The sequence below is a fragment of the Virgibacillus dakarensis genome (genome assembly GCF_900155625.1).
Classification (GTDB): Bacteria; Bacillota; Bacilli; order Bacillales; family Amphibacillaceae; genus Lentibacillus_C; species Lentibacillus_C populi.
This window is the reverse complement of the sequence record NZ_LT732553.1, coordinates 1,217,119-1,235,610: the sequence shown is the minus strand read 5'-3', so window position 1 is coordinate 1,235,610 and position 18,492 is coordinate 1,217,119. Positions and strand designations below refer to the sequence as shown.

Genomic DNA, 18,492 nt, shown 5'->3' with positions numbered 1-18,492 from the left:
AGACCTAGTTTATAATAAATATAAACTTTTCCAACCGAACACATATTATGTACTTCTACCTTTTCAACATCTTTCCGTTTAAGTGATACAGAACACATTGATTTATTTTACTATTTGCTACACTGATGGTATTAACTTAAAAATGGGAAGGGTGTTGTATTTGGTAAAGAGAACATTGGCTTTTACTGTGGCAATTCTCACATATATTTTAATTGTTTTCGGAGGTTATGTCGCTTCATCTGAATCGGGAATGGGATGTGGTCCTGATTGGCCGCTATGTAACGGAAAAGTTATTCCCATATTGCAAGGCGATACACTGATCGAATTTGGACATCGGGTTATTGGGGCATTATTATTTATTCTTGCAGTTGTGTTGTATGGCACGATTAAAAAAACGGCTAAACATGAACTTGAAAAGAAAATTGCCAACTGGATGCTGTTATTACTTTCCTTACAGTTGATCATGGGTGCAATCATTGTCTTTTATCATCTGCCATCTTTAATTATTTCTACCCATTTATTGATTGCAATGGTTTTCTTAAGTCTTTTGATCTGGTATTGGAGAAATGAAGAAGGTAATGGGTTTTCTGAAATAGAAACACTACAAGGATATAAAAAGCATTTGAACATCCTCATACTTTTATTATTTTTTACGATGGGGATTGGAGCATATGTAAAACATCAGCATTACGGCTTGGCTTGTGGATGGCTTTCATGCGGAGATTCCATATTACCCGGATCACTTCCCGAACTTTTGCAAACCATCCATCGCTTATCAGCATTCATTTCGGTCTGTTACATTTTAGTTATAACTTACATAGTAGTAACTAAAAATATAAAGATTTTAAAATCAAGAATGGTTCTTGCTTTATTTATCATAATCCTGCAAATTATTGTAGGGGTCATCACCATACTTTTATTCATTTCCGTTTCATTCGCAGTATTACATATAGCATTGGCTGCTTTGCTATTTGCCATCATTATAGAAGCCAGAATTAGTTTATCTTATCCTCATAATCTTGATCGTTAATTTCTTAAACGAAGGTATAAGTTTACTTCTTAAGCTGATTATAAGTACAAGTATAAATGAAATAGCTTGGAGGCATACAGCGATGAAAGCAGTCACATACCAAGGTAAAGAATCAATCACAGTGAAAAAAGTTGATGATCCAACAATTCAAGATCCCCAGGATGTCATTGTTAAAATAACATCTACTGCTATTTGCGGATCCGATTTACATCTTTACAAAGGCAATTTTCCACTGCCTATTGGCTACATTATTGGCCATGAACCAATGGGTATAGTCGAAGAAGTAGGATCCGAAGTGACAAAAGTGAAAAAAGGTGATCGTGTTATCATCCCGTTTACGGTTGCATGTGGCAAGTGCCACTATTGTAATCACCATCAGGAAAGTCAATGTGATAACGCCAACCCTCATTACGACTCCGGGGGCTATTTTGGCTATTCCGAGAAATTTGGCGATTATCCCGGCGGCCAGGCGGAATACCTGCGTGTACCATTTGCAAATTATACACCATTTCTTGTGCCACCAGACTCAGAATTGGATGATGAACAACTATTGTTTTTATCTGACGTACTGCCAACTGCCTATTGGAGTGTCAAGCATGCGGGGGTGAAACAAGGTGACACTGTAATCGTCCTGGGATGCGGACCGATCGGCTTAATGGCACAGCAATTTGCCTGGCTTAAAGGAGCAGAACGCGTAATTGCTGTTGACTATTTTGATTACCGGCTTGCGTTTTCCAAAAAAATGAATAACACAGAGATCTTTAACTTTACGAAAGATAAGGACATGGGAGAAACGCTGAAAGAAATAACGAAAGGTGGTGCTGATGTCGTAATCGATTGTGTCGGAATGGACGGCAAAAAGTCGCCACTGGAATTTGTGGAACAGAAACTCAAATTACAAGGGGGCACGTTGGGTGCGATTCAAATTGCGACTAAAGCAGTTAAAAAATATGGGACATTTCAAATAACGGGAGTATATGGTGGTCTTTACAATATGTTCCCATTGGGCCCTTTTTTCTCCAGAAATGTTACGCTAAAAATGGGCCAAGCACCTGCCAGAAGTTATATGAAAAGTTTGTATGGAATGATTGTTGACGGAAAAATCGACCCTACCAGGATCATTACACATAAACTTGATTTAAACGATGCGTCACACGGTTACAAGATTTTTAATAACCGGGAAGATGAATGTATAAAGGTGATTTTAAAGCCATAAGCAAATGATTTTCATTATTACCGCCCACCTACAAGTCCATGATCAAAAGTCACCGAATTGGATCTTAAAGATCGAGGCGTCGTAGCTCCCGATTACCGGGCTTGCAAGAACGTGCTGACTTCTGCTGTTGGCAGTTAACGTGGGCGGTTTGAGCAGAAGATTCCTGGAGTCCCGACACTTATTATTCAGAAACTTTTTGAACATCTCTTAAAGAAGCTGATGTATAATCATTTTGGCTTAGGTTAAACTGTTATAAAAACTGTGATCACATAGTATGATAGGAACCAGGGAGAACATATGGTTGACGTAAGGAATAATCCCCCAAAAAAATCAAATGATAGCAATCAATCTAATTACTCAAGTCGTAATCTGCTGTCAGGTTTCCTGTTCGGCCTAGGTATTGCCGCTTTTATCGATGAGACTGTTTTTCATCAATTACTGCGATGGCATCATTTTTACGATAAGTCCACGACCGATATTGGGCTGATTTCAGATGGCCTGTTCCATGCTTTTAGCTGGTTTGCAACTATCGGGGGATTGTTTATGTTCGCGGATCTTCGCAGGCGAAACGCTTTATGGCTCGCCAGGTGGTGGGGAAGCGTGCTTGTTGGAGCAGGTACGTTCCAGTTATACGACGGGACAATCCAACATAAGCTAATGCGGATCCACCAGATTCGTTATGTAAAAAATGTTCTTATCTATGATATGGTATGGAATACCTTGGCTGTTTTACTGATTATTATCGGCATCTTGCTTATTGTTCGTACAAGACGCGAGCTAAAACAAGTGAAAAGGGATAATCCAAATGAACAATAATCATGATTATCACAGTAATGGACTTCTCTTTGATCTTATTATAGCAATACTTTTTATCGTCATGTTAGTTATTTACATAGGAACCGCCATTGCATCCAGCAATCGGAATCGCCTGAGAAAATGGCCGTTACACCGCTACGTCTTCTGGGTTATCGGTCTTCTTTGCGCTGCCGTTTCCGTGGTTGGCCCCTTAGCTAATCATGCACACGTGGATTTCAAGGCGCACATGATCGGCCATTTACTCTTGGGAATGCTGGCACCGCTCCTATTAGCACTTGCTGCACCTATGACACTTCTCCTGCGAACACTTAAAGTACCTGCAGCACGCCGTCTTTCACGCCTGTTAAAAAGTTATCCGGTACGTATTCTTAATCATCCCATCATTGCATCTATCCTCAATATTGGAGGGCTTTGGCTCCTCTATACAACGGACCTGTACATATTGATGCAACAAAACATCTTTTTACATCTGGTGGTACACTTACACGTATTCTTAGCTGGTTATCTTTTTACAGTATCCATGATCTATATTGACCCGATCCCTCACCGATTTAGCTTTATTTACCGTTCTGTTGTCCTCGTGATTGCCTTAGCGGGGCACAGTATCTTGTCCAAGCACATTTATGCCGAACCACCTAATGGCGTATCTACGGCCCAGGCGGAAAGTGGTGGAATGCTAATGTACTATGGTGGAGACGCCATTGACATTATTCTTATTACCATACTTTGTCTACAATGGTTCAGAGCAACCCGACCACGGCCACCATTGGCGATGAGTACGCGAGTTTAACCTTATTATAAAAGGGAGCCACTAGATCAGCTTAAGCAGTCTCAATTTATTTCCAATAGAACCCCCATAGGTAAAGTAGGCAACTGGCTTGATACCAGCTGCCCGTTAGATTGTTATCTGAAAGTACGTAAGATAGGAAAGACTTATTGCAAATGCTTCGGGGGAGTCTGCTGATGCTCGTTGTTTTTAACTTCTGCAAAAATATTTTCTTGATTAAATTGCTGGTTCATCTTAGTTAACTGCTGGGTTAGCTGCTCCAATCGCACCTGATTGGTCATTAAAGATTCAACCGATTGCTGTAACTCACGAATTTCCTTTTTTGTTGCCGGCTGGGCTTCTTGTTTTAAGGTGAAACCGACTTGCCCATTTGGTTCCAGTGTTGCCCATTCCACATCACTGATCTTCATTACGTTCTTCTGTCTCAATTTCATTTCCAGTTGATCTACCGTCATTCTTACCTTTGCCAACGCTTTCTCGTTTAATGTTCCATTTTCGATCAATATTTTTGATTTACCTGTAATCAGTTTTTCTAGACTATCGAATTTTAATTGTCCATACTCCATTACAAGCAGTGTCAAAACGAGTACAGCGCCAACTGTAAAGGTAACCCAAACATTTTTGCTTGTTACTGGCTGGATAAGTAATGTTCCGATTGACACCATGAGCACCGCTTGTGCCAATGTCATCTGGGAAATCGTTTTTTTTCCAGCTATTCTTAACAAAAATGTACCGACAATTACAATTAATGCAGCCTGCCAAATCCAATTGAAATCCACTATGATTGTTCCTCCCTCCAGAAATTTAGATTCCTTAAAACAAATTGCGTTCTTTCCTTTTTTAGGTTGCCTGTCTCATACTTATTTATTCTACATAAAAAAGCAGGTCAACAACGTATGACCCGCTTTTGCTTGCTATCCAATTAATTTTGTTAAATGCTTAAATTCCAGTTCAAGAAACTTATTGTTAATTTTGGCTTTATCGTATTGCCAAAGTGCTGTATCCAATGGGCAGCTTACTGGAACGTCGCACTTTATTTTTGCCAGCTCCTTTGATAAATGCAGCATATCAAGATTAGCTTCAATTTTGTTGCGCACACCTTTTGGCAATTGATCAATATTGGCTAACATATTATCAATCGAGTCATATTCCTGAATCAGTTTTAATGCCGTTTTTTCACCGATACCTTTAACACCTGGATAATTATCCGATGTATCACCCATTAACCCTTTTAACTCAATGACCTGTTTCGGTGCAATCCCGCGTTTTTCATAAAAGTTTCCCACTGTGAATAAATCATAATTACCTTGTCCTTTTTTCATGATCGCCACACTTATTCCCTTATCAACCAGCTGCAGGATATCCTGATCACCAGTTAAAATAATCACATCATGTTCATGGTTAAAGTGCTGAGCCAACGTGCCAATACAATCATCTGCTTCAAAATTCTCTATGCCAACATTCGGCATATCAAACGCCGCAACCACTTCCTTGATCAGATCAAATTGCGGGATTAATTCTTCCGGCGGCTCGCCCCGATTTGCCTTGTAGCCCGCAAATAAATCCGTACGAAATGTTTTGCTTCCCATATCCCAGCAGCAAATCACGTGCGTTGGGGCAAATTTCTCAACTGCGTCAAGAAAATATCGTAAAAATTGATAAATACCGTTTGTCGGTACCCCTTTGCTTGTCTTCATAAAGTTTCCACGGAATGCTGTTGCATAATAACCTCTAAATAATAGTGCCATGCCATCGACAAGTAATATTTTATTTGTCTTTACCATCCTCAACCCTCATTTCCATGTTCAGCCATAATTGCTCGAAGCTCCTGCTGTTTCGCCTTTAATAAATCAATATCGATCGTTTCCGACAGCATCGATAAGGCGTCATCAATATATTTGTCAATCGTTTCCAGTGTATCCTGCTGCACTTGTTTCATCATGTCGTTCCATTGTTTCTGATAGGAGGACATCATTTTTTCTTTATTTTCAATCATGTAGTCCTCGGCATAAGGTGTTAACGTCTGATACAGCTCTTCCTTCATTTTCTCTTTTTCATTTTTCACGAAAAACGCTTTCGTTCCTCTAAAGCGACCCAGTATTTTTTGAAAAATCCCTGTATCAAGCTCGGTAAATGCTTGTTCATGCTCGGGGGTTGAAAGATCAACAGCACCCAATTTAGGGAGCAGCAATTTTTCATCGATTTGTTCGGCTTTCCTTTTGAACCCTTGGTAGGCATCATTAGCAAGCGACTTTAGGAAAGCTTCGACTCTTAGTGAAACAGCGCGTAATTCTTGTACTAATTCATATCCCGCATAATCCAGAAGCTCAGCAAGACTCTTAGTCAATTGTTGTGTGGCCTGTTGACCTGATTCTGTTATCGTTGCCGGGTTGAAGAATTCCTTAAACATATCATGAAAGCGAATGCCGAACCGTTCCATGACGTAATACAATTGTTTATCCAGCTTTTGCCTGATCTGTTCTGCATACAAACCAGCATCCATTTCACTCGCCGCTTGTTCCAGCATTTCCCGTTTTGAAAAAAGCTGTATCCGGTATTGTTCTTTTTCCTGTTCATTTAAACTTGCTGATACAATATAATTCGTTATCGATTGATATGCCCGTTTTATATCCAGTAAAGCAGCTTGAATCGATAAAGCAGCCAAATCGTTATGGATAAACTGATAAAATTCCCGCTCGAATTGCTGCATATGATGATCAACAGCTGCCTGTTTTTGTTTCGCCAGCAATGCCTGTTTACTCGAGACCGGAAAAATTCGAGGAAGACGAATACCTAATTGTACTAATTGACTTTCCACATAATCGGTTACTAATTGCAGTTCCTTATCGTCTTTTGCCAAATCGCAGGCGTTAACAATAAAGAACATTTTATCAAGCTGAAATGCATCCTTTACCCGCCCAAGCTGCATGAGAAAGTCTTTATCTGCCCGTGACAATGCATGGTTATAGTAGGTGACGAAAAATACTGCATCCGCATATTTGATATAATCAAATGCAACATTTGTATGTCGTGAATTAACGGAATCCGCCCCAGGTGTATCGACAAGGGTAATTCCTTTTCTCGTCAGCTCGCAATCAAAATAGAGATCAATTGCTTCCACAAAACATGCCTTCGTTTCGTCACTGACATAATCTTGAAAGCCGTCCATTGTTATGACAAGCTGATCCCCAATTGCATCCTTACTTTCCTGATAACCGGTCAGCATGGCCTGTAAATAGGATTGATGCATTTGCTTCAGCTCGCTGCTTTGTTGTATGTTATTTGTGTTTACCCACTGAATCAGGTCAGTAAAATCAGCAGCTGCTGGTGAAAAATGCTTCGTAATCGCAAATAAATCAGCATACAATGTATCTTCCGTCTTCATGTGTACGACAACAGTGCCATGAGGATGGCCTTCCGTGACAGGACATATCCGGTTAATTGCTGCCGTTGTTGGATTTGGTGATACTGGTAAAACATTTTCACCAATCAATGCATTGGCAAACGATGATTTTCCGGCGCTAAACGCTCCAAACAGCGCGATTGTATAAGACCGTTCAAGCAACTGCTGCCGTTTTCTTGTTAAGTCAGCAATGATCGACTGAAAACCTGGTAATAAAGTAATCGTTTCAATCGTTTGTCCCATACTTTCGGTAACAGCATCAACGGATTGTGTTTTATCGTTGTGCGGTATAACCTGCTGCCGGACTTCTGGTAACGGTTGCGTGTTATCATCTGGCGCCTGCTTTAAAAGGGTACGTTGTTCGAAACGGGTATTTTTTTCTAAAACGGCCTGATCCAATGAAATGGTAGCATATCGATCTGGATAATGCAGTATATCTTCCAGCTGCTTTTGTTTATCTCGTAACGTCTGTTTCAACTTCGCGATCTCTTCATGCTGCTGAATTGCATTTGTCAACTGTGCCAGTTTCTTTTGATAGTCTGCCAGTTTCCGGTTATTTTCCTTGGCTGCTTGCTTATCAATCGCTTCCCATAATTGCAGCGCCTTACGTTTATATTTTTGTTTTATATCCTGTTTGACCTCGTTTGTGTAATTTAGCACCGCTTGACCATTCACTTTTGCACCGGGGTTAATTAGTCCAATAAGATTCTCTGCTGTATAGTCAACCGAAACCTGCTGGGCTAATTCCAAAAGTCCTTGATCGGTTACCCCGTATCTCTTCAGCAGATCGGTAAATTTATCACGTAATTTCCATTGAATAGCTGCTTCCATCATTTCACGCAATGCATACAAAAAAGTCTGTAAACGGACTTCCCTTTCCGCAGCTGTTTTTTTCTTTGTGCTAAATAGTCCAACCTTAAAATCGTCCTGCTGTGCCTCTAAAAACGCTGCTGCCTTCTCTCGTAATTCGTGCGGCATTAGATAAGCATTGTTTAAGGTCGATTGCAATTCATGATGAAAGTCCTCATCCAGCTGCCAATGACTATCTTCTACATCCGTTATCTGTTGTTCAAGCGCCTGTTTGTGCAGGTAAATATCATCTTCCTCCCCACCTTGCCCGGGAAAGGATGTCATTTTTGCCGCAAATTCATGATTTAAATAGTGTTTATGCTCATCCATTATTTGCTGAACAGAATGGGCGATTGAAGGTGATTCATCCCGGCCATCCGTCATCAAGGAAAATAAATCCGCTTTTAACTGCTGAAACTGATTATGTGCACTATTTTCAGCTATTAATGATGTATAAAAGATTGCTTCAGGAATGATGTTCCATTGCTGAAACGTTTGTTTTACACTGTTTTCGAACATTTGAAAGGATATTTCCGCTTTGTCATGTTTATCTATCTGATTAATCACCACATAAAACGGAATTCGTTTTTCATGCAATGTATGCAAAAATTGCAGATTCACCTCGGATTGGACGTGATTATAATCCATGACATACACTAGCAGATCAACAAGATGCATCGACGCCTCTGTAATCAAACGATCCGCGTCATCTGCTGCATCAATGCCGGGCGTATCAAAAATGGCAGTCCGCTCTGGTACAATAGTTCCGGAAGTGCTTAATTCTATTTTTTTAATGGTATCTTTATCTTTGCAATAGTCTTTAATCGTTTCCATGTCGTACGGTTCTTTATATTCCATTGGCGCCTGATCATGAAAATAGATCCGCGCTACACCTAGACCAGAAGTGATTTTCACAACATTAGCACTTGTTGGGATCGGGCTTTCAGGGAGGATATCTTCCCCTAAAAGGGTATTGATCATCGTTGATTTGCCTGCTGAAAAGTGGCCGGCAAAGCTAACGACAAATTCATCATTTTTCCACTTCTTATATAACTCCAGTATCTTCGTTGCGCTTTCTTGATCTCCATTTGCAAGCATCACTTCATACAGCGCTGTAAGCTCTTCTTTTCCCGCTTGCGGTGGTGAAGTAGTCAATTCCAAGATGCACATTTCCTTTCTTATTTAACAGTTCATATACTTCTATTATACGTTGTTTCACACCCAAATGCTACCGGATCACTAAATGTGCGGATATTTCTTTAAACCATAATGACACTTACCTGCATTAAAGAGAAAAACGGCCAGTCTCCCAATATTAAATAGCATTTCAACGATGAACAAATTGCTTATCAATATTGCAATCACTTTATGTAAGTCCGCCTTAATATCAAAAACCTTCCTTACTACATGCTATACAAATATACAAAATTATCCAGCCCTTTTGCCTAAGCTTTAAAATAAAAGGGCTTCTGCGAGATACAGAAGTCCTAATCATTTCGACTATAATGGAGTTCAAAGGTCACCAAATGATAAGTGGGCGACTTTTGCACACACATATAGTTAAATCAATTTTGTTGAAATAAAACGGATTACATCACCACGGCTGATAACACCTACAACTTTATTGTCATCATCAATAACAGGTATTTTCTTAAAGCGGTGCTTGGAAAAGATCGATGTTGCCGCATCCAAAGTATCATTAGGATGAACCGAATAAATTGGTTTATTTCGCATCAGGTTACCAATTTTATCATCAACAGCGTAATCCAATTTATGCTGCAGGTCTTCCCTCTCACTGAAAATAACGAGTGCATACATATCATAAACAGTTCTGCCCTTAGGCTGTAAAAAACGAATGACATCACCATCTGTTACCATTCCACATAGTCTATTCTGTTCGTCCACAACCGGGACACCGCCGATTTTATTTTTTACAAGCAGTTCCAGCAATTCTCTTATTGACCTGTCCTTTGTAACGGAAATAACGTCAGTAATCATAAATTCACTAACCTTCATTTTATCACCCCATTATAGGTTTATACATTAAGTATATTTTACCAAATCATGAATTGCCATTCTTACTTGTTGGACTTGGTATGTTTATTTGATGCGATAGAACGGTATTTACCACCAAAAAATAAGACCGGATCCCCTTGCCCCATATTGATTTGGGTTACTTCGGCAATCAAAATCATATGATCCCCTGCCTTAGCCGTATCTTTAACATAACAGGACATTGCTGCAAGTGAATTATCGATAACTGGTATATTATCTAGTTCTATATAAGGTATTTTTTGTCGATCCTTTTCAATCTGTCTGGCAAAAATCATCGCCAATTCCTTTTGATCTTCTGATAAGATACTTAATCCGAATTTTTTCGTGTTTTGCAGCTTATCGTACATAGAAGCTTTTTCATCAATGGAGATAGCAATTAGCTTAGGATCCAGTGAAACGGACATAAATGCGTTTACTGTCATCCCGATAATCTCGTCATTATAGTTTGTTGTTACAATTGTGATACCGGTTGCAAACTTCTCCATAGCATCACGAAAAAACCGACTATCCATTATGGAATTCCCCCACCTTCCTCCTAATTCACTCAAAACAAGGATATCACCAATAAAAGAAAAATAGAAAAAAGATGTTTTTGCGGAGATAATCAAGACGGTTCAGCGAATTTCTGGCTTGGTTCAGAAACTTTCAAAAATCTTCAGCATTCCTCTAAAAACCAATTAAAAACTGCTACAGGCTAATAATGTATCAAGCTAAACAAGGTAAAAAGTCATCATACGAATTAAAACCGTATGATGACCTGCTTTCATAAATTATACCGGGTAAACCCCATGTTTTCTTTCCGTAAATGAGACAGCCTTTGATTCATACATGGCAAAACGTGTTACCAATTCTGAACGCAATCTATCAGGTTCCACGACAGCATCAACAACTAATTCCGAGGCCAACCGGTAAATATCAATATTATCTTTATATTCATCCTGTTTTTCTTGAATAAATGTTGGGCGCTCCTCTTCCGGAAGTTCGGCAATCTTGTTGGCATATACAGCATTAACAGCTGCCTCCGGTCCCATAACTGCAATTTGGGCAGTCGGCAATGCTAAACAGCAGTCTGGTTCAAATGCCGGTCCGGCCATTGCATATAACCCGGCACCATATGCTTTTCTGACTACAACAGAAATTTTGGGAACAGTTGCTTCGCTCATTGCCGCAAGCATTTTTGCACCGTGGCGGATGATGCCGGCACGTTCCACCTTCGTACCAATCATAAAGCCCGGGATATCCATCAAGAATAATAAGGAAATATTGAATGCATCACATAATTGAATAAATTTTGCCGCTTTATCGGCTGAATCAGGAAACAAAACGCCACCTTTAACTCGTGGCTGATTCGCAATAATACCAACTGATTTTCCATTAATACGGGCAACGCCGGTAATTAGTTCCTTCGCAAATTTCTTTTTAATTTCACAAAAACTGTCTTCATCAATAATGCGATCAATAAAATCGTACATATTAAATGGAGCATTTTGATTTTCCGGAATCAGATCAGAAATTGACTTATCAAATGCTTTCACATCTTTTGCCGTGATAGCTTTTGGTTTTTCTTTGAAATTTGCTGGGAAATAGCTTAAATAGTTGCGGGTATAGGCAATTGCTTCTTTCTCTGTTTTCACCAGGACGTCTCCACAGCCAGAAATCGAGCAATGCATTTTTGCCCCACCCATTTCTTCAAGTGAAACCTTTTCACCAATTACCTTTTCCGCCATCCGTGGTGAACCAAGATACATGGAAGCATTCCCGTCAACCATGATGACAATATCGCAAAATGCTGGTATGTATGCTCCGCCAGCCGCGGATGGACCAAACAACAAACATACTTGCGGTACTCTGCCTGATAATTTAATTTGATTATGAAAAATCCGCCCCGCTCCCCTGCGCCCGGGAAACATCTCGATTTGATCGGTTATCCGGGCACCGGCTGAGTCAACTAGGTATAGCATTGGCATTTCAAGCTTCTCCGCTGTTTCCTGAATGCGAATAATTTTTTCAACGGTGCGCTTCCCCCATGAACCTGCTTTAACCGTTGAATCATTGGCCATTACACAAACAGTCTGGCCGTTTATGCTGCCAATGCCGGTGACAACGCCATCCGATGGCAGCGAATCATCTACACAATTTGCAAAAAATGCATCTTCTATGTCAATGTCCTCGTCAAAAAGTAATTCCAATCGCTTGCGAACAAATAATTTCCCTTTTTCGGCATTTTTTTGATGGTATTTTTCTTTTCCGCCTTGTTTTATTTTCGCTACCCGTTGTTGTAAATCTTCTACATAAGTCATGTTTACAGCCCCCTAACTTATTTTCCGGCATATACGGCTTTTCTTTTTTCTTTAAATGCTGCCAGTCCCTCACTCCTGTCACTAGTTGGAATGGTTTCCCTGTAACATAAATGCTCAATGTTCAGACCTGTTGCAAGATCAGTTTGCAAGCCCAGATTGATAGCTGTTTTCGCTTGTCTTAATGCAATTGGTCCGTTTTGGGCAATCTGTTTGGCAAGTTCGAGTGTATTTTCTCTTAATTTATCTGCAGGGCTGATTTGCTCGACCAGCCCTATATCCAACGCTTCTTTAGCCAAGATTGGTTTTGCTGTAAAAATCAATCGTTTTGCCTGCCCTACTCCGATTAATCTCGTTAACCGTTGTGTTCCCCCTGCACCTGGAATGATAGCAAGTGAGGTTTCGGTTAACCCCATTTTGGCATTCCCGGATGCGATACGGATGTCACAAGCGAGTGCCAGCTCTAATCCTCCGCCAAAAGCAGCACCATTGATCGCGGCGATAACCGGTATCTTTATTTGCTCAACAGCTGTAACCGTGTCCCCAATATAGCGGACCGCTTCGATTGTTTGCCGATCATTCATTCCCTTGCGTTCTTTTAAATCGGCACCTGCACAAAAAGCCTTTTCTCCTGCTGCTGTTATGATAACACAGCGAATTTCATTGTCCTGATTAATGTTGTGAACACATTCATCTAATTCCGCAAGCAGCTGCTTTGACATGGCATTAGCTGCCTCTGGTCGGTTTAACGTTATGATTGTGATATGGTCATCTGTCATTTCATAATGGACAAGTGCGGTCAACCTAAACCCTCCTGACAAAATATTCATGCCAAAATCCAATACCCGCAATACCTGTTCAAAGGAGCACGAGCATTGGTTAAGAAATATAGTTATTCAATAATCGCGATAACGTCTCCTTCGTTAACAAAATCGCCTTCCGCAACTTTTATTTCCTTTACGGTACCTGCCTCTTCACTAGCAATCGGTATTTCCATTTTCATTGATTCCAAGATGACAATATCCTGATCCTCTTCCACACTTTCCCCTTTATTAACTGTAATTTTCCATACACTTCCTGCCATTGATGCTTTCACTTCCTGCATTGTTGTTTCCTCCTTAATTGGTTTTAACCATTGGTAAATAATGTTTTTGTACAAATGCTGTAGTTGTGTTGCCAGCTTTAAATGCTTCATGATCAATTACCGTTTCAAGCATCGGTATGTTCGTTTTAATTCCGTCAATTTTATAGTTTCCCAGCGCGGACTTCAGTACTTCGATTGCCTCAGCTCTTGTTGCTCCGGTCACGATCAGCTTGCCTATCATCGGATCATAGTAAGGGGTTACATCATAATTTGCGGTTACCGCAAGCTCATTTCTTACATTCTCTCCAGCTGGTGCTTCCATCGTTGTAATATGTCCTGGAGAAGGGAAAAAGGATACGGGATCCTCCGCATAAATCCGAACCTCAATTGCGTGCCCATTAATGTTTAATGAGGCCTGATCAATAGTTAATGCTTCCCCATTTGCGATGTTAATCTGCTCCTCCACAATATCCAGCCCGGTAATTTCTTCGGTAATTGCATGTTCTACTTGAATTCTCGTATTCATTTCTAAAAAGTAAAAGTTCTCTTCTTCATCAACAAGAAATTCAATTGTGCCAGCATTTGTGTAACCGATTGCTTTGGCTGCTGTTACAGCTGTTTCCCCCATTTTCATCCGGGTCATTTCGGAGATAAATGGAGATGGTGCTTCCTCGACTACCTTTTGATTTCTGCGCTGAATGGAACACTCCCGTTCAAACAAATGAACGGCATTCCCGTACTCGTCGGCTAAGAGCTGAACCTCGATATGACGCGCGTTTTCCAGCTTTTTCTCCATAAACATCGCCCCATCACCAAAAAAGGTTTCCGCACGTTTGGAATTGCTGGCAAACGCCTTCGTCAATTCTGCATCAGATTCGACAACTTGCATTCCGATTCCGCCACCGCCTGCAGATGCTTTCAACATGATTGGATAGCCAATTTCTTTAGCGATTGCGAGTGCCTCATCAGCACTTTCGACTGCACCATCTGTTCCGGGAACAACCGGGACACCTGCTGCCTGCATTGTTTTCCTTGCTTCAATTTTACTTCCCATTTTTTTCATGATAGCACCGCGTGGACCGATAAACGTTAACCCAGCCTCCTGACACTTCTCGGCAAACACAGCATTTTCACTCAAAAACCCATAGCCGGGATGAATTGCATCCGCATTCGCTTCCTTTGCGATTTGGATTATTTTATCTGCTTTTAAATAGCTTTCATTAACACGCGGCGGGCCAAGTAAATAGCTTTCATCCGCAAGTGCGACAAATGGTGCCTTTTGATCCGCTTCGGAAAAAACAGCAACCGTACGGATGTTTAATTTCTTGCACGTCCGTATCACCCGGGCTGCAATTTCACCGCGATTTGCGATCAATATTTTTTTAATCATAAACTCGCACCCTTCTGTTCAAATTGCTTTGACGCAAGTTCTTTCAATTTATATTTCTGGATTTTTCCACTTGCCGTCATTGGGTAATCATCAACAAATTGAATATATTTCGGGATTTTATGCCTGGAAATATTCCCTTCACAAAACTGCCGTACGTCCTTTTCGGTCAACAGAATACCTTCTTTTAAGACAATCCAGGCCATTACTTCTTCACCATATTTCGCATCAGGCACGCCAATTATTTGCACATCCAGAATATCCGGATGCTGGTAAAGAAATTCTTCTATTTCCCGTGGATAAATATTTTCGCCGCCACGGATAATCATATCTTTCATGCGACCGGTTATTTCTAAATAACCATTTTCATCCATAACGGCAAGATCCCCTGTATGGAGCCAGCCTTCACTATCGATTACAGCATTTGTTGCTGCTTCGTTATTGTAATAACCCTTCATCACATGATACCCTCTCGTGCACAATTCACCAGGCAGCCCCTGCTCCTGCTCCTCGTTTGTTCCTGGTACTGTTATTTTTACTTCAACATTCGGGTGTGCCCTGCCAACCGTACGTGCTTTCAATTCAATTGGATCATCTGTTTTTGTCTGGGTGATTACCGGTGATGATTCGGTTTGGCCATAGGCAATCGTAATTTCGGAGGCTCCCATTTTGGTCATGACATCATTCATTACTTCAATTGGACACGTTGATCCGGCCATGATTCCTGTACGCAAATAGGAAAAATTATATTTGGAAAAATTCGGGTGATTTAATTCGGCAATAAACATTGTTGGAACCCCATGCAACCCGGTACATTTTTCATCTGAAACAGCTTTCATCACTTTTTCTGCATCGAATTGCTCCAATATAACCATTGTTGTTCCCTTGGAAACGGCTGCAAGTACGCCCAACACGCAGCCAAAGCAATGAAAAAAAGGAACCGGAATGCAGAGCCGATCTTCATTTGTCAGTTTCATACAATCAGCAATCTGTTTGCCGTTGTTTACGATATTGTAATGAGTTAACATGACACCCTTGGGAAAACCAGTTGTCCCGGAAGTGTATTGCATATTAATCACATCATCATAGCGTAAGAAATTTTTACGTTCCGCAAGTGTCCCATCACTAACTTCTGCGGCCTTGTTCATTACTTCTTTCCACGTATAGGCGTTTGGATAATCTTGATCACTAATCACAATAATATTTTTCAGGTGGGGAGCCTTTTGCGCCTGGAGATTCCCTTTTTCTGCATCTGTGAACTCAGGACATACCTGTTGCAAAATATCGATGTAGGATGTCCCTTTATAGGATTCTGCCAAAATTAATGTTGTAGATTCGGATTGCTTTAATAGATATTCCAGTTCTTGTGCCTGATAATTCGTGTTGACAGTAACAAGTACTGCCCCCATCTTTCCTGTTGCAAACTGTGCCGTTAGCCATTCCGGTTTATTATCAGCCCAAATGGCCACATTCTCTCCTTTTTTGATCCCTAAAGACATTAGCCCTTTTGCCGCTTGGTCAGCCATTTCATTAAATTCTTTGTATGTTTTTCTTAGGTTCAACTCTGGATAGACAACCGCTTCCTGATCCGGATACAAATTCACTTGTTCTTCTAATAACTCGCCAACCGTCAGATTTAATAAACTCATGAACGTTCTCCTTTCATTCCTTTATTCTAGCATCCTAGTTGTCTAGCGATCACAAGTCGTTGAATCTCGGAAGTTCCTTCGCCAATTTCCAATAGTTTTGCATCCCGCAAATAACGTTCCACTTCATATTCCCGCATGTAACCATAACCGCCAAGGATTTGAATAGCCTGATTCGCCGAGCGGAATGCGGTCTCTGTAGCATATAATTTAGCAAAAGCAGCCTCTTTTGTAAACGGTTTCCCTCGATCTTTTAACCAGGCAGCCTTGTGTACCATATTCCGCGCCAGCTCTACTTCCATTGCCATATCGGCAAGCTTGAACTGGATAGCCTGGAAATTGGAAATGGATTTACCAAATTGTTTTCTTTCCTTGGCATATTCCAGCGCCTTTTCCAGTGAGCCTTGAGCGATCCCCAACCCTAGTGCTCCGATGGAAATTCGGCCGCCGTCAAGGGTATGTAAAAATTGTTTGAAGCCTTTATCCGGATCACCCAGCAGGTTTTTCTTTGGTACGCGAACATGATCCAAAACAATTTCCGCCGTATCCGATCCGCGGACACCCATTTTATCGTAGTTGCTTTTCGTTGTAACACCTTCCGTATCAGTTGGAACAATGATGGCACTTATTATATTTTTGCCCCGTTCATCTTTTCCCGTAACAGCAGTAACAATAATGGTTTTCGCGTAATTTGCATTCGTAATAAAACATTTTTCACCATTGATAATGTAATCATCACCATCAGCCACAGCAGTTGTCTTAGTACCTGCTGCATCCGAACCTGCATTTGGCTCAGTCAGTCCAAAAGATCCTAGAGCACTTCCTGCTGCGAGTGGCTGCAAAAATGTTTCTTTTTGTTCCTCCGTTCCAAAATAATAAATGGGACTGGCGCCTAATGAAACTGCTGCTGCATAGCTTAAGCCGGTGCTGCCGCAGACCCGGCCAATTTCTTCAACAGCAATTGCATAAGAAATCGTGTCGCCACCAGAACCGCCATATTGCTCAGGAAATGGAATACCTAATAACCCTAGTTCCCCCATCTGTTCAAAAATATCTAACGGAAATTTGGCCGTTTTATCAATTTCAATTGCTCGTGGTTTAATAACATTTTCCGCAAAATTACGGACCATTTTTTTAATCATGGCTTGCTCTTTTGTTAGCTCAAAATTCATGTTAAATCCCCCTTGTAACAACAAGACCGACTGGTTGGTCTGTTCGTGTAGTAAAAAAATGAAAGTGGACACTTCCAGTTAATAAAAACGCTTTCATTTATTTGTTAGTATATACTTTTCCCGGTAAGTTCCCCCCCTGATAGAACGGAATGCAAGATTAAATCCACAAAAATATCACCGATTTCATCAATCGTCTTTGTACCTGATTGATTGTACCATTTGTATGTCCAGTTGACCATTCCCAATATCGCCATTCCGGTAATGTCTACGGACAGATCCTCACGAAACTCACCACATGCCTTGCCTTCGCGGATTGTCTCTAATATTATGTGCTTAAATTGGTCACGCTTCCTTTTTATCAGTACTTCATATTGTGATTTTAAATAGATTGTTTCCTGATAAAAAACAGCAATATGCGGTTTGTATAAATCAAATACTTTAACAAATTCCTTAATAATTGCCCGCAGTTTTTCAGTGGGTGATACAAACGTTTCATTTGCGATTGTTGCTTTTTCTAACGCGTACGTGATAAATGTGTCATGGATAACAAACAATAATTCGTCCTTTGATGTAAAATGATGATAAAAGCCGCCTTTGGAGGCGCCCGCTTTTTCAACGATTTCATTGACAGTTACGCCATGATAACCATGCTTTTCAAACAGCAATAGTGATGCCTGAACGATTTTGCTTCTTAAATCAGACATAGGACCCCCTTCTTTGGAAAATGTGTAATTTAACCTTATCATATTT

General features: G+C 40.6%; 16 protein-coding genes. 4 read left to right on the top strand and 12 right to left on the bottom strand.

What is annotated here, in order from left to right:
- Positions 1 to 160: 160 nt before the first annotated feature.
- From CZ382_RS06115 to CZ382_RS06100, 4 genes are all read left to right on the top strand, one after another.
- The gene (locus tag CZ382_RS06115) at positions 161 to 1,030 is read left to right on the top strand and encodes a COX15/CtaA family protein (RefSeq protein ID WP_159457769.1); all 870 of its coding nucleotides are present in this window, start codon (positions 161 to 163) and stop codon (positions 1,028 to 1,030) included.
- A gap of 82 nt (positions 1,031 to 1,112) precedes the next feature.
- The gene (locus CZ382_RS06110) at positions 1,113 to 2,246 is read left to right on the top strand and encodes a zinc-dependent alcohol dehydrogenase (RefSeq protein ID WP_088050322.1); all 1,134 of its coding nucleotides are present in this window, start codon (positions 1,113 to 1,115) and stop codon (positions 2,244 to 2,246) included.
- A 297-nt stretch (positions 2,247 to 2,543) separates the two neighbouring features.
- Positions 2,544 to 3,062: a DUF2243 domain-containing protein gene (locus CZ382_RS06105; RefSeq protein WP_088050321.1), complete on the top strand. Its 519-nt coding sequence runs from the start codon at positions 2,544 to 2,546 to the stop codon at positions 3,060 to 3,062.
- Positions 3,052 to 3,852, top strand: coding sequence for a cytochrome c oxidase assembly protein (locus CZ382_RS06100; protein ID WP_088050320.1), 801 nt, complete (start codon positions 3,052 to 3,054; stop codon positions 3,850 to 3,852). The genes CZ382_RS06105 and CZ382_RS06100 overlap by 11 nt, the downstream gene beginning before the upstream one ends.
- A gap of 143 nt (positions 3,853 to 3,995) precedes the next feature.
- On the opposite strand, the gene CZ382_RS06095 is transcribed toward CZ382_RS06100, so the two are convergent.
- From CZ382_RS06095 to CZ382_RS06040, 12 genes are all read right to left on the bottom strand, one after another.
- Positions 3,996 to 4,628 carry a DUF421 domain-containing protein gene (locus CZ382_RS06095; RefSeq protein ID WP_088050319.1) on the bottom strand — a complete coding sequence of 211 codons (633 nt, stop codon included), beginning with the start codon at positions 4,626 to 4,628 and terminating at the stop codon, positions 3,996 to 3,998.
- Between the two features lie 135 nt (positions 4,629 to 4,763).
- Positions 4,764 to 5,633: a 5'-3' exonuclease gene (locus CZ382_RS06090; RefSeq protein WP_088050318.1), complete on the bottom strand. Its 870-nt coding sequence runs from the start codon at positions 5,631 to 5,633 to the stop codon at positions 4,764 to 4,766.
- Between the two features lie 2 nt (positions 5,634 to 5,635).
- Complete coding sequence (locus CZ382_RS06085) at positions 5,636 to 9,262, bottom strand: dynamin family protein (protein WP_159457768.1); 3,627 nt, start codon at positions 9,260 to 9,262, stop codon at positions 5,636 to 5,638.
- A gap of 399 nt (positions 9,263 to 9,661) precedes the next feature.
- Positions 9,662 to 10,117, bottom strand: a complete 456-nt coding sequence (locus CZ382_RS06080; RefSeq protein WP_088050316.1) for a CBS domain-containing protein — start codon at positions 10,115 to 10,117, stop codon at positions 9,662 to 9,664.
- A 62-nt stretch (positions 10,118 to 10,179) separates the two neighbouring features.
- Positions 10,180 to 10,668, bottom strand: a complete 489-nt coding sequence (locus CZ382_RS06075; protein ID WP_088050315.1) for a flavin reductase family protein — start codon at positions 10,666 to 10,668, stop codon at positions 10,180 to 10,182.
- A gap of 258 nt (positions 10,669 to 10,926) precedes the next feature.
- Positions 10,927 to 12,456: an acyl-CoA carboxylase subunit beta gene (locus CZ382_RS06070; protein WP_088050314.1), complete on the bottom strand. Its 1,530-nt coding sequence runs from the start codon at positions 12,454 to 12,456 to the stop codon at positions 10,927 to 10,929.
- A gap of 17 nt (positions 12,457 to 12,473) precedes the next feature.
- Positions 12,474 to 13,256: an enoyl-CoA hydratase gene (locus tag CZ382_RS06065; protein WP_088050313.1), complete on the bottom strand. Its 783-nt coding sequence runs from the start codon at positions 13,254 to 13,256 to the stop codon at positions 12,474 to 12,476.
- An 89-nt stretch (positions 13,257 to 13,345) separates the two neighbouring features.
- Positions 13,346 to 13,558, bottom strand: a complete 213-nt coding sequence (locus CZ382_RS06060; protein WP_088050312.1) for an acetyl-CoA carboxylase biotin carboxyl carrier protein subunit — start codon at positions 13,556 to 13,558, stop codon at positions 13,346 to 13,348.
- A gap of 13 nt (positions 13,559 to 13,571) precedes the next feature.
- Positions 13,572 to 14,927 (bottom strand): acetyl-CoA carboxylase biotin carboxylase subunit, encoded by a 1,356-nt coding sequence (locus tag CZ382_RS06055; RefSeq protein ID WP_088050311.1) that lies wholly within the window; start codon positions 14,925 to 14,927, stop codon positions 13,572 to 13,574.
- Positions 14,924 to 16,573 carry an AMP-binding protein gene (locus CZ382_RS06050; RefSeq protein ID WP_088050310.1) on the bottom strand — a complete coding sequence of 550 codons (1,650 nt, stop codon included), beginning with the start codon at positions 16,571 to 16,573 and terminating at the stop codon, positions 14,924 to 14,926. The genes CZ382_RS06055 and CZ382_RS06050 overlap by 4 nt, the downstream gene beginning before the upstream one ends.
- A 26-nt stretch (positions 16,574 to 16,599) precedes the next feature.
- Positions 16,600 to 17,742 carry an acyl-CoA dehydrogenase family protein gene (locus CZ382_RS06045; RefSeq protein WP_088050309.1) on the bottom strand — a complete coding sequence of 381 codons (1,143 nt, stop codon included), beginning with the start codon at positions 17,740 to 17,742 and terminating at the stop codon, positions 16,600 to 16,602.
- A 104-nt stretch (positions 17,743 to 17,846) separates the two neighbouring features.
- Positions 17,847 to 18,446, bottom strand: a complete 600-nt coding sequence (locus tag CZ382_RS06040) for a TetR/AcrR family transcriptional regulator (protein WP_088050308.1) — start codon at positions 18,444 to 18,446, stop codon at positions 17,847 to 17,849.
- Positions 18,447 to 18,492: the final 46 nt, after the last annotated feature.

Coding starts and splice junctions, on each gene's coding strand:
- CZ382_RS06080 (WP_088050316.1), bottom strand. CDS start 10,117: ATGAAGGTTAGTGAATTTATGATTACTGACGTTATTTCCGTTACAAAG.
- CZ382_RS06075 (WP_088050315.1), bottom strand. CDS start 10,668: ATGGATAGTCGGTTTTTTCGTGATGCTATGGAGAAGTTTGCAACCGGT.
- CZ382_RS06040 (WP_088050308.1), bottom strand. CDS start 18,446: ATGTCTGATTTAAGAAGCAAAATCGTTCAGGCATCACTATTGCTGTTT.
- CZ382_RS06070 (WP_088050314.1), bottom strand. CDS start 12,456: ATGACTTATGTAGAAGATTTACAACAACGGGTAGCGAAAATAAAACAA.
- CZ382_RS06045 (WP_088050309.1), bottom strand. CDS start 17,742: ATGAATTTTGAGCTAACAAAAGAGCAAGCCATGATTAAAAAAATGGTC.
- CZ382_RS06050 (WP_088050310.1), bottom strand. CDS start 16,573: ATGAGTTTATTAAATCTGACGGTTGGCGAGTTATTAGAAGAACAAGTG.
- CZ382_RS06105 (WP_088050321.1), top strand. CDS start 2,544: ATGGTTGACGTAAGGAATAATCCCCCAAAAAAATCAAATGATAGCAAT.
- CZ382_RS06060 (WP_088050312.1), bottom strand. CDS start 13,558: ATGCAGGAAGTGAAAGCATCAATGGCAGGAAGTGTATGGAAAATTACA.
- CZ382_RS06055 (WP_088050311.1), bottom strand. CDS start 14,927: ATGATTAAAAAAATATTGATCGCAAATCGCGGTGAAATTGCAGCCCGG.
- CZ382_RS06090 (WP_088050318.1), bottom strand. CDS start 5,633: ATGGTAAAGACAAATAAAATATTACTTGTCGATGGCATGGCACTATTA.
- CZ382_RS06100 (WP_088050320.1), top strand. CDS start 3,052: ATGAACAATAATCATGATTATCACAGTAATGGACTTCTCTTTGATCTT.
- CZ382_RS06110 (WP_088050322.1), top strand. CDS start 1,113: ATGAAAGCAGTCACATACCAAGGTAAAGAATCAATCACAGTGAAAAAA.